A 15,999-nucleotide genomic window follows, 5' to 3' on the forward strand; every position below is an offset into this window, starting at 1 on the left:
AGACTAAGACGCTTTTGGATGTCAGGCTGGGTATAGACCGTGTTTGTGTCCTTCAAAATAATAGGAGACCGCTATGCCACTCGCAATGAACCGTGAGGTGTTTATCACCTGCGCTGTAACCGGATCTGGGGCAACACAGGACCGCAGCCACCATGTGCCACGCAGCCCCGAGCAGATTGCCGATAGTGCAATTGCGGCGGCAAAGGCAGGGGCGGCTGTTGTGCATTGCCACGTGCGCGACCCAGAGACAGGCGCGCCAAGCCGTGATCTGGGGTTGTACCGTGAGTTAACTGAGCGGGTGCGCGACAGTGAAACTGACGTTGTGCTGAACCTTACGGCCGGTATGGGCGGCGATATCGTCTTTGGCGGTGTTGAAAACCCGATGAACCTGAATGAGGCGGGCACCGACATGATCGGCGCGACCGAGCGGATGGCCCATATCAAGGAATGCCTGCCGGAAATCTGCACGCTAGATTGCGGCACGATGAACTTTGCCGAAGCCGACTATGTCATGACCAACACGCCGGGCATGTTGACGACCATGGGTCAAATGATGACTGAACTGGGCGTAAAGCCCGAAATCGAAGCCTTTGATACAGGTCATCTTTGGTATGCCAAAGAACTGGTTAAACAAGGCGTTCTGGACAGCCCCGCATTGGTTCAACTGTGCATGGGCGTGCGTTGGGGCGCTCCGGATGATCTCAATACCTTTATGGCGATGGTCAATAACGTACCGGATGATTGGACGTTCTCGGGCTTTGGTCTTGGGCGCAACCAGATGGCTTATGTCGCGGCATCCGTTCTTGCGGGCGGCAACGTGCGCGTCGGACTAGAGGACAACCTGTGGCTTGACAAAGGCGTATTGGCCGAAAACCATGAGCTGGTGACACGTGCGCGTGGCATCATTGAAGGCATGGGCGCAACGTTGATCGGCCCTGAGGCCGTGCGTGAAAAGCTGGGTCTGCAAAAGCGGATGCCGCGTTGATACGCAGCATTTTGCTGGCCAGTCTATTGGCATTGGGCGCATGTGTGGCACAGCCACCTGCGCCCGTGCCTGTTGACCCCAGCTACCGTGACCAAAATGCGCTGATTGGCGTAACTTCGCGATTTGACGCGGATAAATTTTCTGGCCTTTGGTATGTGCGTGCAGGGTTTGATCCCACAATCTCGCGCATGGCGTTTCGCATGATTGATACACCCAAAGGCCACTCAATGCGTCTGGGCGTTTTTGTATGTGACGGCGGTGGCGTTTGCGGCGATTACGCCGAAGACCTACCTGCCACCAAGAACGGTAAAGGCCGCTACAGCGTGAAAATGCCAAACGGCCAAACCCGAGAGTTTTGGGTGCTATGGGTCGATGAAGGTTTTCGCACAGCAGTTCTGGGCAACAAGCAGGGCGATTTCGGCTGGATCGTGGACCGCAGCACCACTGGTGGCGCGGACCGGATCAAAGCCGCACGAGAGATATTAGATTTCAACGGCTACAACGTGAGCCTTCTTAGGACAGTAAAATGAGCAAGATAGCAGCAATTATTGGCGGCGGTGTTATTGGTGGCGGCTGGGCCGCACGGTTTCTTCTGAACGGTTGGGACGTACAGGTCTTTGACCCTGATCCACAGGCCGAACGTAAAATTAGCGAAGTGATGGCCAACGCCCGCCGCTCCCTTCCGGGATTGACGGATGTGGCACTGCCGCCAGAGGGCAAGCTGACCTATCATGCGACCATCGCCGAGGCTGTAACTGGCGCGGACTGGATTCAGGAAAGCGTGCCAGAGCGTCTTGAAATCAAACACGCAACTTTTGCTGAAGTGCAGGCCGCTTGTGCGCTAGATGCTGTGATCGGGTCGTCTACGTCCGGCTTTAAGCCCTCTGAACTGCAGATCGGCGCCATGCGCCCAGAGCAGATCATGGTCGCGCATCCGTTTAACCCTGTTTACCTGCTGCCACTGATCGAATTGGTCACCACTAAGGTTGAACCTACGCTGATCGAGAAAGCCAAAGGGCTGCTCACGTCGCTGGGGATGTTCCCGCTGCATCTGAAAAAAGAGATCGACGCGCATGTTGCGGATCGCTTTCTTGAGGCAGTCTGGCGCGAAGCTCTGTGGCTGGTCAAAGACGGCATCGCCACTACCGAAGAAATCGACAATGCGATCCGCTATGGCTTTGGTATCCGTTGGGCGCAGATGGGTCTGTTTGAGACCTACCGCGTTGCGGGCGGTGAAGCGGGCATGAAGCACTTTATGGCGCAGTTCGGTCCATGTCTGAAATCACCTTGGACCAAGCTGATGGATGTGCCTGACTTTACGGAAGAATTGGTCGACCTCATTGCGGGTCAATCCGATGAACAGTCCGGCATGCATTCCATTCGAGAGCTTGAGCGTATCCGGGACAACAACCTCGTGACCATGATGCGGGGCCTAAAGGCGGAAGATTGGGGCGCTGGTGCGCTGCTGAATGCCCAGGAACGGGAAATGCGTGTTGGCACGGTACACGGCGCAGTGGCTGCTGATCTGCCAGCGGATGTGTTGGTTGAAACAGCCCACCGGACGATCCCGCTGGACTGGACCGACTATAACGGCCACATGACGGAATCGCGTTATTTGCAGGCCTTTGCCGATGCAACTGACCGCTTTATGACGATCATTGGCTGTGACGCTGAGTATATTTCATCAGGCGGCAGCTACTTTACTGCGGAATCCCACATCCGTCACATTGATGAGGTTCACGCAGGTGCGTTGGTGACAATACGTACCCGTGTGGTGATGGGGGAGGGCAAAAAGATGCACCTCTGGCATGAGATGTATGAGGGCGACCGCTTGCTTGCCACCGGTGAACACTTCTTGCTGCACGTCAGCCTTGAGACACGTAAACCCACACCACCTTCCGAACATATCGAGGCGGCGTTGGTTCGGTTTGCAAAGGGTCACGCGGGCCTACCAACACCCGAAGGTCTTGGCCGGGCCATCGGCGCGCCAAGATGAGCAAAGTCCTAATCACTGCAGGCGCGTCTGGTATTGGACGCGCCATGGCAGAAGCATTTGAGGCTGTGGGCCATGAGGTCTGGGTGACGGATGTTGATCAGGCCGGCCTCGCAGCGTTGCCAAAGACTTGGCACACGCGCGAGGCAAATGCGGTGGACGAGGCGCGCATGGCGCAGATTATCGCTGAGATGGGTCAAATTGACGTGGTGTGTGCCAATGCAGGCATCGCGGGCCCCACGGCACAGATCGAAGACATCGAACTGGACGAATGGCGCGCCTGTGTGAGCGTTAATTTGGAGGGGGCATTTCTGGCCACGAAACATGCGGCACCTCTGATGAAGGCCGCAGGGCAGGGTGCTATCATTCTGACCTCTTCGACCGCGGGCATTTACGGGTATCCAAACCGCGCGCCTTATGCGGCGGCGAAATGGGCGATCATCGGGCTGATGAAAACCCTTGCAATGGAACTGGGCCCGCATGGCATCCGCGCGAACGCGATTTGTCCGGGTGCAGTTGAGGGCGCGCGCATGGAAGGCGTGCTGGAACGCGAAGCATTGGCCAAGGGGATGACCCGTGATCAGGTCTATGACGGTTACGCGGTTGGCACCTCGATGCGGCGGTTTGTTGAAGCCTCCGATATCGCCAACATGGCAGTCTTCTTGGGTTCAGACGCTGCGCGATTGGTTTCTGGGCAGGTGATTGCTGTGGATGGTCATACAGAAAATCCCGACCCGAAAGTGTGATGCGGACAGGCGTATCGCTGCGGTAGGCCCGTACCTAAGAACTTGAAAGTTCCGGTTGATCACGGCTGGCATGCCTCCCTCAGGTTTCTGATGTGTCCAATCTGGCATGTCGCTTTCAGAATGGGCTTTTGCGGGGAGAGGTATATATTCAGCCAATCGAATCCCCATAACACAGAGAATTTAAAACCTATTGATGTCCCAATACCGTCTGCCAAGCTCCGATTTCTCCCAGATATTGTCGCGATTTGATTGGCCTACTGTATTTCTTCTAATTGCTACCTTTGGCACATGGGCGGTGGCATTGCTGCTTCCTGCAGTGTGGGGGCCAGTAGCGTTTGTGCTGCTGACGCTTGCATTGACGCTTCATAGTTCGCTGAGCCACGAGATATTGCATGGGCACCCTTTTGGAGTGGAACGTGCCGAGACGGTTTTGGGGCTGTGGCAACCGGGCCTGTTTGTGCCCTACTTGCGGTTCAAACGTCAGCATTTGGCGCACCACAGCGATGCAAACCTGACGGACCCCTATGATGATCCTGAAAGCAACTATCTTGATCCCGCCGTTTGGGCGCGTTTGAGCAAGTGGCAGCGCGCCCTCTTTCGCATCAATAACACATTGGCAGGGCGCATTATTTTGGGCCCTATCGTGGGGATCTTCGCATTTGTTCGAAGTGACATCATCGCAGCGCGAGCAGGCGACCGCGTGATTGTTGGCGATTGGCTGGCTCACATCCCAGGTGTCATACTAACGCTTTGGGCGGTGTCTGCGTCTGAGTTGAGCTTTGGCCTGTATCTTGGGGCCTGTTATGCGGCCCTTTCAATGCTGAAAATCAGAACCTTCCTTGAGCACCAAGCACATGAACGCGTGTCTGGCCGCACAGCCATTGTTGAAGATCGTGGAGTTTTGGGATTTTTGTTTCTCAACAACAACCTGCATGTGGTTCATCACATGAACCCTTCGGTGTCGTGGTTTCGCCTTTGGCCGCTTTATCTTGAGCAGCGAGATCGCTTTGTAACCCGCAATAATGGCTATGTGTATGCGTCTTACGGCGAGGTATTTCGCCGCTACTTTTTGAAGAGCAAAGATCCCGTGGTGCATCCGCTCTGGCGCGAGGGCAAAGATTGATGCACTAGGGCAGGATGAATATGCCTGAACTTTGGATCATTGTTACCTTTCTTGCCGCTGCGTTCCAAACGGTCCGCTTTATGCTGCAAAAGGTGCTCGCAACTTCAACGCTTAGTCCTGCAGGGGCTACGTTCTCGCGGTTCATCTATTCCGCACCGTTCATCGCTGTGCTGGTGATCGTTTACATGAATATGACGGGTTCTAGCCTGCCTGCGCTTGATGGTCGTTTCTGGGGCTTTGGACTGCTGGGCGGTACCAGTCAGATTTTGGCAACGATCTGCGTGGTGGCATTGTTCAAAGAACGCAATTTTGCCGTTGGGATCACATTTAAAAAGACCGAAGTCATCCAGACTGTGCTGGTTGGTGTTCTGCTGTTGGGCGAATTGGTGAGCTGGGGCGGCTTTGCGGCGATTGCGTTGGGGCTGGTTGGCTTGCTGTTGTTGTCTGGCGGCAAAGAAGCGTCGGGTTTTCACCTGTCTGATTTGCGCAACCGTGCGACAGGGCTTGGGATACTCTCGGGTATATTGTTTGCCTTTTCTGCCGTTAGTTACCGCGGTGCATCGCTTACGTTGGCGACAGACGACCCGCTGCTGCGTGCAGGTGTGACGCTGATGGCAGTGGTCATGATGCAAACGCTGATCATGGCGGTTTGGCTGCATTTCCGCGAGCAGGGCGAAATTGGCCGCGTCTGGCGGGCACGTCGCGTTGCAATTTGGATCGGTCTGACCTCAATGGGCGGATCACTGTGCTGGTTCATCGCGTTCACGCTGCAAAACGCGGCATATGTAAAAGCATTGGGTCAGGTTGAGCTGATCCTGAGTGTGATCGCCTCAACCCTGTTTTTCCGCGAAAAAATTACAGGACGCGAGGCGTTGGGAATGGCTATTCTTGTCGCATCGATACTGTTGCTGATCCTCGCGATCTAGTCTTCTTTTGTGTAGTGGATGCTTTTCCCTTGAAGACGGATGAACAGGCTCTCTTCATCGTTGTTCTTGAAATAAGGAACTGAATTGGGCGCAGATAGATCGCGCGCACGCGCTTCTACTTCGGCCAGCACAACTTCGGTGATGAAGGGCATGTCAAAACTGCGGGCTTCGCTCAACGGGACCCACTGAAGATGGGACAGCTCGTCACATGCTTCTGCAAAATCATCTAGGTCAGTAGCAATGGCATCGGCATCCAGCAAAAAGAAGCGGGCGTCAAATCGGCGAGGCCGACCCGGAGGGGTCAACGCGCGGAAGACAAACTGCAAGGCACTTGCTTGGGGAACATAACCCTTTGCGGCAAAGCTTTGCCAATCTTCGGGAATATCACCTTCCCATGTTCCTTTGGCACCTAGGATAAGGCCGGTTTCTTCCCACAGCTCACGCACAGCGGCGACAGGAATGGCATGGCTTAGCGTCGCGTCAGCATCTTCTTGAATGCGGGCGGCGCATTGTTCGGGCAATCCCGCCGCAAGCGGGACATGCGCGTCTGAAGCGTCTACTGCGCCGCCCGGAAAGACGAACTTGTTGGGCATAAATGCCGCCTTGGCACCGCGTTGGCCCATCAAAATGGAAGGCGCTGTCATCCGATCACGGATGACAATCACTGTGGCCGCGTTTCTAATTGCCGTTTTGTCGATGGTCATATGGCCCCTCATCATGTCAGGGGCCAAATGTTCAGGCTTTGCGCTCAAAGCCGCCCATTTCCTTGGCCCATTGAAAGCCGATCAAGGCTCCCTTCAGTCTGGGAAGAAGGTAGAGTGACAATGCCACCGTGCCAACCGCAAAGATCGTAAAGAGGGTGATAGGTTCGGGGCGGAACTGTACAAAAACAATGTGTAGCAAGGGAGCCATCAAGTGACCTACTACCAAGATTGTCAAATATGCTGGGCCATCATCCGCACGGTGATGATGAAACTCTTGCTCACAAACAGTACAATGATCATGCACTTTGAGATATCCATACAACAATGGCCCTGACCCACAGTTTGGGCATTTGCAACGCCACCCTCGCAGGATTGCTGGCATGCGCAGGCGTTCCGGATTTTTAGCTGATTCCGTTGGCGCGATATCAGAATGAAGTGCTGTCTGTGTCATATTGGTTTCCCGAGACGTGGTGATCCTTGTAGATGCTATAGCATTGCGGAAAACAAAAGGTGGCGAATTGTCTCAAGGATAATATTGATCTTTTTTCAAAGTATTTGCGACGGAACCGTTTTGCCAGCGCGTAAGACATCCAACTGCACGGCAAAAGAGACTGATGCAGCGAGCAATAAAAACGGAGAACACCATGTTTAAAGAAACAATGACAGCACTGGCAATCGTAGCAGGCCTCGTGGCCACTAGCGCTCAAGCGCGTGAAGGTGGCGAAGGCATGCAAGCCCGCTTTGCTCAGATCGATGTGAACGGTGACGGCGAAATTACTGCTGAAGAGATGAAGGCGCAGGCAACTGCCCATTTCGCAGCAGCGGATACAAACGGTGACGGCGCATTGACCCAAGAGGAAATGTCTGCCGCCAAGCAGGGCAAACACAAAGAACGCCTGCTCAAGCGGTTTGATACAGACGGTGACGGCGCGCTAAGTGCCGAAGAGTTGAACAAAGCACCTGAGGGCAAAAAGGGCGGTCGCGCTGCCAAGCATTTTGACCGGATGGATGCAGACGATAGCGGCAGCCTAACCTTTGAAGAAATGCAAGGGCGCCGTGACCCCGCCAAAATGGTGGAAAAGCTGGATACTGATAAAAGCGGTGGTTTAAGCGCCGAGGAGTTTGCAAAAGCCCGTGGACATGGCAAACACATGAAAAAGCACGGCCACGATGAAAAGCCTGCCAAAGACTAATTAATGCCTTTGGCAGCCCCCGCCTCGGGACCGAGGCGGGGGCAAACTGGAAAGACCTTGTGAAAGACATGTCTGAGCATACAGCCGCACGTGATGCGGATGCCGAGCTTTTGGCGCGATATGCGGCAGGAGAAGAGGCTGCGGCTCGTCTTCTTTCAGCGCGCCTGTCACCGCGTGCCTATGCGCATGCATACCGAGTTTTGGGTGATACAGCAGAAGCTGAGGATGTGACACAAGAGGCGATGTTACGCCTTTGGAAACAAGCGCCCAACTGGGATGCTGGACGCGCGCAAGCGGCGACTTGGGTGTACCGCGTGGTTGCGAACTTGTGCACTGATCGGCTGCGGGGACGTCGAACCGAGACATTGGACGAGATTGACGCGCCTGCTGATCCAGGACCAAGTGCAGAGACACGGTTGCAGAATATTGCACGCCATGACGCACTGCAGTCGGCGTTGCTTAGATTGCCAGAAAGGCAACGGCAGGCAGTGGTTTTACGCCACATCGAAGGGTTGGCGAACCCCGAAATCGCTGAGATATTGGACGTAGGCATCGAAGCTGTGGAAAGCTTGACCGCCCGCGGGAAACGGGCGCTCACTGCGGATATGGCCGCGCAGCGCGATGCATTGGGGTATAATGATGACACAACCTGACAGTTTTGATCTTGAGGCAGCTTTTGATGCTGCGCGCGCGGCACCTCCACAGATGTCGGATGCACTGGCCGCGCGGATAGTCGCAGATGCCGAAACGATGCAGCCCGCTGCGCCCATCTGGCAGCGCTTATTGAACGCGATCGGCGGCCCTGCGGCGCTTGGTGGGTTGGTAACGGCCACAGCTGTTGGTTTTTGGTTTGGGGTGGCCCTTCCGGGTGATGTGCTGGATCCGATCACACTGCTGGGCGCATTAGAACAATCTACAGACGAAGACATGACCCAGCTGATGGGTGACGGTTGGTACAATGACGAAGGATAACGAAATGGCTGAAGTAGGTACGAAAAAACGATGGATGCCGATTGTGCTTGGGCTTTCGCTTGCTGTGAACCTTGCGGTTATTGCAGCCGTTTCCGGCGCGGCCTTGCGACACAAGAACTATGATAAGGGTCGGCAGCATGTGGACAAAGGTGGAGCCATCTACATGCGGGCGTTGCCACATGAAACCCGACGTGAGATTTTTGGAAAATTGCGCGAGAATAAGCGTAATATCGGGATAAATCCGGCTGAGATGTTAGACATTCTGAAGCATGTCCCGTTTGATGTGGATGCAGCGACCCGCGTTCTGAATGCTCAAAACGATGCAGGTCTGCAAAGGGTCCAAGCGGTAACGGGTGCTTGGTTGACCGAAATCACAGAGATGAGTGTGAAAGAACGCGACGCATATGCAGGTCGCCTACAAGAGCTATTGGAACAGCGTGAAGAACGTCGCAAAGAAAAGGCTGCTTCACGCAAATAATCCAAGTCGGATTACATCCGCGCGCACAGATAAAACGAATGTACGTGTCTGGAGCTTGATAACTCGTGGCTTATGATCAGGCTGCGGGACGGGCATGCGGTTGACTAAGCGTGACGCGATTGCGCCCTTGCATTTTTGCGACGTACAACGCTTTGTCCGCGCGATCTAGCAAGGTTTCGACAGATTCAATGCTGCGGTCATCTTTGGTCAATGGCGGCCTGCCGAGTGTAAGTCCTAAGCTAATCGTGATGGAGACTGGCTGTGCCGAACCGGGAATGACAAACGGCACATCTGCAATGGCGCTGCAAATATGGTCGGCTATCTTCCTTGCCGATGCGACATCAGTTGCAGGCATCGCAATCATAAATTCCTCTCCACCAATTCGGGAGACGACATCTGAGTGCCGCGCAACGCTGCGCAGGCGGCGGGCGGTTTCGACCAAAACAGCGTCCCCAGATGCGTGACCGTAGGCGTCATTGATCCGCTTAAAATAGTCCATATCGCCCAGGATAACCGCAAAAGGAGCGCTAGTTGCTGAGCATTGCTCAATCATGCGGGCCATGTAGGGCATCGCATAGCGTCTGTTATAAAGACCAGTGAGCGGATCATTCACCACTTCACGCAGACCTGTGCGCACGTTTTGCAGTATCTTCGCGACTTGTCGCTTGCGCCTCAACAGTACCTGTATCCGCAACGCGAGTTCCGCAGGACGAAAGCCTGCGGTCATTACATCATCTGCGCCCATATCCAGAGCCGAGGTCAATCTTAAGGGATCTATCGTTTTCTGAATGACCAACAAAGCGATATCGCGCGTTCTTGCACTGGCCCTTAAGGCGGGGATTAGGCGTAAACATTCATCCGTTAGTTCAGGCGCACTGGGGAGGGATAGCACAATAACATCCGGAGCGTTCTCTGCTTGCATGCCCGACATAGAATCCCGCAGATGTGCGATTTTATATTCTGCGCTTAAGTGCGGCGACAACTGACGCACCCAGCCTTGAAAGGGTGTGGTGTCCAGTCCGATCAGCGTGATCCTACCTGGGTGTGTGAACTCGGCAGGGGCTTCGGAAAGGCCAAGTGCACAGTTGGTGTCATCGCGAATTTGCCATTCTGCAAGCTGGTTATGCATGCGGATCATGTTGCGAACGCGGCCCAAAAGAAGTGTTTCATTGAGGGGCCTGTGCATGACTTCAGTTACGCCTGCATAGAGGGTTTCTAACCGTGCATTTTCATCAATGCCGCAGCCGATGGCCAGAACAGGGATTGCGGTTGCATGCCGTGCGCCGCGTAAGTGATGGCATAGGTCCGACACCGATCCGTCCGGTAATTTCATGGCTGACACTACAAGATCAGGCTTTTCACTGTTAATGATATCTAAGGCTTCGGCCAGCGTACCTGCTTGTAAAACATGATAAAAAGCGGAGGATAGCTTGACCTTCAGCACAATGCGGTTGGTCGAAATGCTGTCTACTATGAGGATTTTACCCTGCATTTTCGCTCCTTCCCGCGCTTATGATTTGTTAAGCTTTAGTTTTCTGACCAATTGGTTAACAAAGCGTTGAGGAATCAGTGTAATTGGAGACAGAATATGAGCGCTACGCGAAATACCGCCGAAACCATCGCATTGCAGTCTCTGGGCTGGCTGGTGGGTAACGAGGAATTGCTGCCTATTTTTCTTGGTGCAACGGGGGCGTCAGAGGCGGATATGCGCGGGGCGGCGCATGACCCCGAGTTTTTGGGATCTGTTCTGGATTTCATTTTGATGGATGATTTATGGGTTGTCGCCTGCTGTGATGCGCATAACATCCCCTACGAGCGCCTTTCAGAAGCGCGTCAAAGCTTACCAGGTGGAGGGAACATACATTGGACCTAAGCAATACAACGATACCGATCAAAGGGTTATGTTTTGACAAGGACGGCACGCTGTTTGATTTTGCGGCGACTTGGGAAGCCTGGGCAAATGCATTTTTGCTCCGTGCAGCGCAAGGTGATGTTGCGCGTGCAACGCGTGTGGGGGCTTCCATTGGATTTGACCTGACCACATCCAAATTCGCGCCCGATAGCATTGTCATCGCGGGCACTCCGGGGGAGGTGTCAGATGCGCTTGCGCCGCATTTCCCAGAACTGTCGCGTTCCGCATTGTTGGACATGTTGAATGAGGAGGCGTCTCGCGCGCCGCAAGAACCTGCTGTTCCGTTAACGCCATTGCTGGAAGGGTTTCGCGCTGCGGGCTTGATGCTGGGGGTTGCGACCAACGATAGTGAAGGCCCTGCACGCGCGCATCTTGACGCAGCAGGGGTTACAGGACTGTTTGATTTTATCGCCGGATACGACAGCGGGTTTGGTGGAAAACCTGCTCCCGGACAGCTGTTGGCCTTTGCCTCTGCGGTTAGTCTGGCACCTGAGCAGATCGTCATGGTTGGGGACAGCACCCATGATCTTGATGCGGGTCGTGCGGCAGGGATGAGGACAATCGGAGTTCTGACAGGGACCGCCAAAATCGAGGATCTAGCCCCTTTTGCAGATGTGGTATTGCGCGATATCGGGGAAATTCCGGTATGGCTTGAGATGCAGTAGGGTAAGTGAGGCGCTAAAAACGACAATTTTCGTCGCGAACGGATAGGCGGTGCTTCGGTGCCTCAGGCTTCCTGTTGGGTAGACCCGTAAGGAGAAACCCAATGACGAATGAGCCGAAACGCAGAACCCGTGGCGGTGGCCGCGCTGGTGCAAAGTCACGCCGAGGCACTGCCGTTATTGAGCAGATGCCATGGAACCCACCTGTCAACATCGATCGCCCGACAGAGCCACTTGGCCCTGAAGGTGTTCAAGCAGTGCATGACGGTGCGATGCGCATTCTTGAAGAAATCGGGATCGAAATACTGAACCCTGAAGCGTTGGAAATCCTGCGCAAGGCGGGCTGTACCATTGACGGCGATAACGTGCGCATGGGCCGTGACATGGTCATGGAATATGTGGCCATGGCCCCGTCCGAGTTCACAATTACACCGCGCAATCCAGATCGAAAGATCACAATTGGTGGTAAGAACCTGCTATTTGGCAACGTGTCGTCACCGCCAAACTATTGGGATATGGCATTGGGGCGCAAAGTGCCCGGCACCCGCGAAATGTGTCGTGATCTGCTGAAGCTGACGCAATATTTCAACTGCATCCACTTTGCTGGTGGCTATCCCGTTGAACCCGTAGATATCCACGCTTCTGTGCGCCACCTCGATGTTTTGTATGACAAATTAACGCTGACGGACAAAGCCATGCACGCCTATTCATTGGGCAAAGAGCGGGTTGAGGACGTGATGGAGATGGTGCGCATTTCTGGCGGTTGGACGGACGCAGAATTTGAAGACAGTCCCAAGATGTATACAAACATCAATTCGACTTCGCCGCTCAAACACGACTTCCCGATGCTTGACGGATGGATGCGTATCGCGCGGCGCAATCAGGGATTGGTGGTTACGCCATTTACCTTGGCGGGGGCGATGGCACCTGTGACAATGTCAGGGGCGGTTGCACAATCACTGGCTGAAGCATTGATTGCTGTGGTCCTTGCGCAGATCATCAGACCGGGGGCCAGCGTGGCGATTGGCACGTTTACCTCAAACGTTGATATGAAAACCGGCGCACCTGCGTTTGGGACGCCTGAATATATGCGGGCCACGCAAATGACGGGGCAGCTGTGTCGTTATTACGGGTTGCCGATGCGATCATCGGGGGTTTGTGCGGCCAATGTGCCGGACGGACAGGCTATGTGGGAGACCTCAAATAGTCTGTGGGCTGCTGTGCAATCGGGCACAAATATGGTTTACCACGCTGCGGGTTGGTTAGAGGGAGGGCTGATCGCCAGCCCCGAAAAATTCATCATGGATTGCGAAATTTTGCAGCAAATCCAGCGTTATATGGACCCTCAAATTTGCGCAACAGGGCCTGATGAAATTGCACTTGATGCGATTAAGTCAGTAGGCAATCAGGGGCATTTCTTTGGTATTCAGCACACGCAAGACCGGTATGAGACTGCATTTTACCAACCTTTCCTGAGTGATTGGACAAATTACGAGGGTTGGGAAGTTGCGGGTGGCATCTGGACGCAAGAACGCGCGCATCACATGTTCAAAGAAATTGTTGGCAGTTTCGAGGAGCCTCCTATGGATGTCGCTATCCGCGAAGAGCTGGCGGCATTTGTAGAACGACGTAAAGCCGAAGGCGGTGCGCCAACAGATTTTTAACCATTAACAGAACCATTCGGCGGATTTAGCCTCTTGTTAATGCCTACCCATCATCAAGATGGGGATGGTAGTAACAAGAGGCCGGTATGCACGGGCTTATTAATCGCAGTTTTCAGAACTTCACATGCGACCGCTACGGCAGGGATGCCTGGCTGAAGGTCGCCGCTCAGGTTGAGTTGTCTCCTCCTGATTTTGAGGCAATGTTGTCTTATGATGACGCGATTGCGCCAGCGGTTCTGGATGCAATGGCGCGTGTCCTGCGCCGCCCGCGCGACGAGGTGATGGAAGACATCGGCAGTTATCTGGTGTCGCACCCCAATACCGAAGCAGTGCGTAGGTTGCTGCGCTTTGGTGGTATGAATTTCGAAGATTTCTTGCACTCTCTGGATGATCTTCCCGATCGCGCCCGGATGGCTGTTTCGGATCTTCATTTGCCCGCAATTGAACTGCATGGCCATGCAGATGGCCGCTATAGTTTGATCTGCGATAGCCCAATCGCGGGGTTTGGGTATCTGATGATGGGCATACTGCGGGTGATGGCGGATGATTATGGTTCGTTGGCACTGTTGGAATTAGAAAGCTGCGAAACGGGCCGCGAAACGGTGCGCATCCAACTTATTGATACCGAATTTGCAGATGGGCGCGCGTTTGAGCTCGGCGCGGGAACAACATGAGACCTAATTTTGAACCCGAAGTGTTGAATGTATTGTGCCCGATGCACCTAATGCTGGATGCTCATGGCATCATCATTCATGTCGGTCCCACCACGCAAAAGCTCCGCCCAGATATTTCCTTGATCGGCATGCCCTTTATGGATGCTTTTAAGGTGATGCGCCCTCGTGGCATCGTTACTCTGGAACAGCTCTGGGAGATACAACATGTCAAATTGCATTTGGAAATGGTTGGCGCGCCGCCCGCACGATTAAAGGGTGTGCTGGTATCTGATGGCCAGGGCGGGGGAATTGTAAATCTGTCATTCGGCATTTCCATTCTGGACGGTGTACGGGATTATGCCCTGACCAACGCAGATTTCGCTGCAACTGATCTGGCCATCGAAATGCTTTATCTGGTTGAGGCAAACAGTGCCGCGATGGAGGCGTCTCGTAAGCTAAATTTACGCCTGCAAGGGGCGAAGATTGTTGCAGAGGAGCAGGCGGTCACAGACACCCTTACTGGGCTCAAAAACAGGCGTGCGCTTGATCAAGTGTTAGAACACATGCTGGCCTCGGGCACGGCATTTGCCATCATGCACATTGATTTGGATTTCTTTAAGGCCGTCAATGACACGCTGGGTCACGCGGCGGGTGACCATGTTTTGCAAGTGGCTGCCAAGGCAATGGTCGAAGAAACACGTTCGACGGATACCGTTGCGCGGGTAGGCGGTGATGAATTTACCGTTCTTTTGCCGGAAGTGCGCGATATTGCCGTTTTGGAACGAGTAGGACGCCGGATCATTGACCGCATTGAGGTGCCAGTCCCGTTCAATGGTGCCGTATGCGAAATATCGGCAAGTATTGGCACTGTCTGGATACAGAATAACCATAGCGCCACACGCGAAACCGTTATGGAAGACGCTGACATCGCGCTCTATGCGTCAAAGAACAAAGGCCGCGCATGTCAGACATTTTACACACCAGAAATGCGTGAGGTTGCGAACTGTCTGACGCCTCCCAAAGGACGTACTGAGCAAAAATAAACGCCTGAGCACAACTTTTGTATAAAGATAGTATCCATGCAGAACCTTCCATGAATCATCTTGATGCACGAAAGGCCTAATCATGGGCACAACCCCAAGCAGTCGCAAAGCCGCGCTTTTGGAGATGCTGCGTATGCGGATAATCACTCAGGCGATTGTGCCTGGGTTTGATCTGGACGAGGCACGCCTTTTAAAGGAAATTGACCTGTCACGAACTCCCTTGCGCGGGGCGCTGCGCGAGCGTGCGGGCGAGGGGTATGTCGAGCTGACGCAAAACCGTGGTGCGTGTGTTGCTAAGATGAGCCATACCACATTGCGCGACTTTTTCCTTGCGGCCCCGATAGTCTAGACGCCATTCTGAGGCTTGCGCCGATCCATGCACTGCAAGACCAGATTGATGCGTTAAAGCACGCACAAAACCAATTTTGTGCAGCCGTTGCCAGCGGTGACGTGGTCGCCAAGGCGCTGGCGAATAACGGCTTTCTTACAATCACGGGCGATATGGAGGGGAATATATATCTGCGTTCTAGTTTCCACCGGTTGCTGAACGATCATGCGCGTATTTCGATGATATTTTATGGCGTTGATTCCGTTGTTGAAACTGGTGATGCCGCCGATCAGCATGATGCGATGATCGATGCCATCGTCGCACGACATCCAGAGAGGGTTGCCAAGCTTGTCGAAGAACATTGAGAGCTTTCGCTTCACCGCAATCACACAATTTGTGATGCTCGCACCGTTAAATGACTACCTTGGCGAAACTATTCCAACTGTGAGAAGCCTATAACACCTATTTTCAAATTCGAGGGTATTTATACCCCGTTAGTGACGCCATAACTGCGCGAGGGTGATTTTAATCTGGATGCTTTGAGTGATCAGATCGAACATCTGATTGAAGCGGGCGTGCACTGAGTGATCTCAGGGGGGCTACTAGTGAGAATTAGG

Annotated in this window: 20 protein-coding genes; 17 read left to right on the forward strand and 3 right to left on the reverse strand. The window is 53.9% G+C overall.

Features of this window, described 5'->3' with window-relative positions:
• Positions 1-73 precede the first annotated feature (73 nt).
• The 6 genes from V7775_RS10485 to V7775_RS10510 all read left to right on the forward strand — a co-directional run bounded on the left by V7775_RS10485 (position 74) and on the right by V7775_RS10510 (position 5,773).
• Positions 74-985 (forward strand): 3-keto-5-aminohexanoate cleavage protein, encoded by a 912-nt coding sequence (locus V7775_RS10485; RefSeq protein WP_335751845.1) that lies wholly within the window; start codon positions 74-76, stop codon positions 983-985.
• Positions 982-1,515 carry a lipocalin gene (locus V7775_RS10490; protein WP_335751846.1) on the forward strand — a complete coding sequence of 178 codons (534 nt, stop codon included), beginning with the start codon at positions 982-984 and terminating at the stop codon, positions 1,513-1,515. The genes V7775_RS10485 and V7775_RS10490 overlap by 4 nt, the downstream gene beginning before the upstream one ends.
• Positions 1,512-2,981, forward strand: a complete 1,470-nt coding sequence (locus tag V7775_RS10495) for a carnitine 3-dehydrogenase (RefSeq protein WP_335751847.1) — start codon at positions 1,512-1,514, stop codon at positions 2,979-2,981. Before V7775_RS10490 ends, V7775_RS10495 begins: the two co-directional genes overlap by 4 nt.
• Entirely contained in the window at positions 2,978-3,724 is a 747-nt protein-coding gene (locus tag V7775_RS10500) for an SDR family oxidoreductase (protein ID WP_335751848.1), read from the forward strand. Before V7775_RS10495 ends, V7775_RS10500 begins: the two co-directional genes overlap by 4 nt.
• Before the next feature lie 193 nt (positions 3,725-3,917).
• Complete coding sequence (locus V7775_RS10505; RefSeq protein WP_335751849.1) at positions 3,918-4,847, forward strand: fatty acid desaturase; 930 nt, start codon at positions 3,918-3,920, stop codon at positions 4,845-4,847.
• 20 nt (positions 4,848-4,867) lie between these two features.
• Positions 4,868-5,773 (forward strand): EamA family transporter, encoded by a 906-nt coding sequence (locus V7775_RS10510; protein WP_335751850.1) that lies wholly within the window; start codon positions 4,868-4,870, stop codon positions 5,771-5,773.
• On the opposite strand, the gene V7775_RS10515 is transcribed toward V7775_RS10510, so the two are convergent.
• Positions 5,770-6,477: an NUDIX hydrolase gene (locus V7775_RS10515; protein WP_335751851.1), complete on the reverse strand. Its 708-nt coding sequence runs from the start codon at positions 6,475-6,477 to the stop codon at positions 5,770-5,772. The genes V7775_RS10510 and V7775_RS10515 overlap by 4 nt on opposite strands.
• Before the next feature lie 31 nt (positions 6,478-6,508).
• Positions 6,509-6,928, reverse strand: coding sequence for a DUF983 domain-containing protein (locus V7775_RS10520; RefSeq protein ID WP_443070112.1), 420 nt, complete (start codon positions 6,926-6,928; stop codon positions 6,509-6,511).
• Positions 6,929-7,121: 193 nt separating this feature from the next.
• Here V7775_RS10520 and V7775_RS10525 point away from each other — a divergent pair, with 193 nt between their 5' ends.
• The 4 genes from V7775_RS10525 (at position 7,122) to V7775_RS10540 (ending at position 9,120) form a co-directional block, all read left to right on the forward strand.
• On the forward strand, positions 7,122-7,670 hold the full coding sequence (locus tag V7775_RS10525; protein ID WP_335751852.1) for an EF-hand domain-containing protein: 549 nt from the start codon (positions 7,122-7,124) through the stop codon (positions 7,668-7,670).
• Between the two features lie 68 nt (positions 7,671-7,738).
• Positions 7,739-8,323 (forward strand): RNA polymerase sigma factor, encoded by a 585-nt coding sequence (locus tag V7775_RS10530; protein ID WP_335751853.1) that lies wholly within the window; start codon positions 7,739-7,741, stop codon positions 8,321-8,323.
• The gene (locus tag V7775_RS10535; protein WP_335751854.1) at positions 8,310-8,642 is read left to right on the forward strand and encodes a hypothetical protein; all 333 of its coding nucleotides are present in this window, start codon (positions 8,310-8,312) and stop codon (positions 8,640-8,642) included. Before V7775_RS10530 ends, V7775_RS10535 begins: the two co-directional genes overlap by 14 nt.
• Positions 8,643-8,646: 4 nt before the next feature.
• Positions 8,647-9,120 carry a hypothetical protein gene (locus V7775_RS10540; RefSeq protein WP_335751855.1) on the forward strand — a complete coding sequence of 158 codons (474 nt, stop codon included), beginning with the start codon at positions 8,647-8,649 and terminating at the stop codon, positions 9,118-9,120.
• 76 nt (positions 9,121-9,196) lie between these two features.
• Here the strand turns inward: V7775_RS10540 and V7775_RS10545 are convergent, their stop codons facing one another.
• On the reverse strand, positions 9,197-10,612 hold the full coding sequence (locus V7775_RS10545; RefSeq protein WP_335751856.1) for a diguanylate cyclase: 1,416 nt from the start codon (positions 10,610-10,612) through the stop codon (positions 9,197-9,199).
• A gap of 96 nt (positions 10,613-10,708) precedes the next feature.
• Between V7775_RS10545 and V7775_RS10550 the strand changes: the two genes are divergently transcribed.
• The 7 genes from V7775_RS10550 to V7775_RS24735 all read left to right on the forward strand — a co-directional run bounded on the left by V7775_RS10550 (position 10,709) and on the right by V7775_RS24735 (position 15,747).
• Positions 10,709-10,993, forward strand: coding sequence for a DUF3572 domain-containing protein (locus V7775_RS10550; protein ID WP_335751857.1), 285 nt, complete (start codon positions 10,709-10,711; stop codon positions 10,991-10,993).
• The gene (locus V7775_RS10555; RefSeq protein WP_335751858.1) at positions 10,984-11,697 is read left to right on the forward strand and encodes an HAD family hydrolase; all 714 of its coding nucleotides are present in this window, start codon (positions 10,984-10,986) and stop codon (positions 11,695-11,697) included. Before V7775_RS10550 ends, V7775_RS10555 begins: the two co-directional genes overlap by 10 nt.
• Positions 11,698-11,798: 101 nt before the next feature.
• Positions 11,799-13,358: a trimethylamine methyltransferase family protein gene (locus tag V7775_RS10560; RefSeq protein WP_335751859.1), complete on the forward strand. Its 1,560-nt coding sequence runs from the start codon at positions 11,799-11,801 to the stop codon at positions 13,356-13,358.
• Positions 13,359-13,444: 86 nt separating this feature from the next.
• Positions 13,445-14,032 carry a heme NO-binding domain-containing protein gene (locus V7775_RS10565; protein WP_335751860.1) on the forward strand — a complete coding sequence of 196 codons (588 nt, stop codon included), beginning with the start codon at positions 13,445-13,447 and terminating at the stop codon, positions 14,030-14,032.
• Complete coding sequence (locus V7775_RS10570) at positions 14,029-15,054, forward strand: diguanylate cyclase domain-containing protein (protein ID WP_335751861.1); 1,026 nt, start codon at positions 14,029-14,031, stop codon at positions 15,052-15,054. Before V7775_RS10565 ends, V7775_RS10570 begins: the two co-directional genes overlap by 4 nt.
• Positions 15,055-15,136: 82 nt before the next feature.
• Positions 15,137-15,403, forward strand: a complete 267-nt coding sequence (locus tag V7775_RS10575) for a GntR family transcriptional regulator (RefSeq protein ID WP_335751862.1) — start codon at positions 15,137-15,139, stop codon at positions 15,401-15,403.
• A gap of 44 nt (positions 15,404-15,447) precedes the next feature.
• Positions 15,448-15,747, forward strand: coding sequence for an FCD domain-containing protein (locus tag V7775_RS24735; protein WP_443070117.1), 300 nt, complete (start codon positions 15,448-15,450; stop codon positions 15,745-15,747).
• Positions 15,748-15,999: the final 252 nt, after the last annotated feature.

This window comes from Sulfitobacter sp. (assembly GCF_036960155.1).
GTDB lineage: Bacteria > Pseudomonadota > Alphaproteobacteria > Rhodobacterales > Rhodobacteraceae > Sulfitobacter.

Excerpts from the sequence above, each read along its gene's own strand:
- V7775_RS10485 (WP_335751845.1), top strand. The coding sequence starts at position 74 with ATGCCACTCGCAATGAACCGTGAGGTGTTTATCACCTGCGCTGTAACC.
- V7775_RS10495 (WP_335751847.1), top strand. The coding sequence starts at position 1,512 with ATGAGCAAGATAGCAGCAATTATTGGCGGCGGTGTTATTGGTGGCGGC.
- V7775_RS10500 (WP_335751848.1), top strand. The coding sequence starts at position 2,978 with ATGAGCAAAGTCCTAATCACTGCAGGCGCGTCTGGTATTGGACGCGCC.
- V7775_RS10505 (WP_335751849.1), top strand. The coding sequence starts at position 3,918 with ATGTCCCAATACCGTCTGCCAAGCTCCGATTTCTCCCAGATATTGTCG.
- V7775_RS10510 (WP_335751850.1), top strand. The coding sequence starts at position 4,868 with ATGCCTGAACTTTGGATCATTGTTACCTTTCTTGCCGCTGCGTTCCAA.
- V7775_RS10515 (WP_335751851.1), bottom strand. The coding sequence starts at position 6,477 with ATGACCATCGACAAAACGGCAATTAGAAACGCGGCCACAGTGATTGTC.
- V7775_RS10520 (WP_443070112.1), bottom strand. The coding sequence starts at position 6,928 with ATGACACAGACAGCACTTCATTCTGATATCGCGCCAACGGAATCAGCT.
- V7775_RS10525 (WP_335751852.1), top strand. The coding sequence starts at position 7,122 with ATGTTTAAAGAAACAATGACAGCACTGGCAATCGTAGCAGGCCTCGTG.
- V7775_RS10530 (WP_335751853.1), top strand. The coding sequence starts at position 7,739 with ATGTCTGAGCATACAGCCGCACGTGATGCGGATGCCGAGCTTTTGGCG.
- V7775_RS10535 (WP_335751854.1), top strand. The coding sequence starts at position 8,310 with ATGACACAACCTGACAGTTTTGATCTTGAGGCAGCTTTTGATGCTGCG.
- V7775_RS10540 (WP_335751855.1), top strand. The coding sequence starts at position 8,647 with ATGGCTGAAGTAGGTACGAAAAAACGATGGATGCCGATTGTGCTTGGG.
- V7775_RS10545 (WP_335751856.1), bottom strand. The coding sequence starts at position 10,612 with ATGCAGGGTAAAATCCTCATAGTAGACAGCATTTCGACCAACCGCATT.
- V7775_RS10550 (WP_335751857.1), top strand. The coding sequence starts at position 10,709 with ATGAGCGCTACGCGAAATACCGCCGAAACCATCGCATTGCAGTCTCTG.
- V7775_RS10560 (WP_335751859.1), top strand. The coding sequence starts at position 11,799 with ATGACGAATGAGCCGAAACGCAGAACCCGTGGCGGTGGCCGCGCTGGT.
- V7775_RS10565 (WP_335751860.1), top strand. The coding sequence starts at position 13,445 with ATGCACGGGCTTATTAATCGCAGTTTTCAGAACTTCACATGCGACCGC.
- V7775_RS10570 (WP_335751861.1), top strand. The coding sequence starts at position 14,029 with ATGAGACCTAATTTTGAACCCGAAGTGTTGAATGTATTGTGCCCGATG.
- V7775_RS10575 (WP_335751862.1), top strand. The coding sequence starts at position 15,137 with ATGGGCACAACCCCAAGCAGTCGCAAAGCCGCGCTTTTGGAGATGCTG.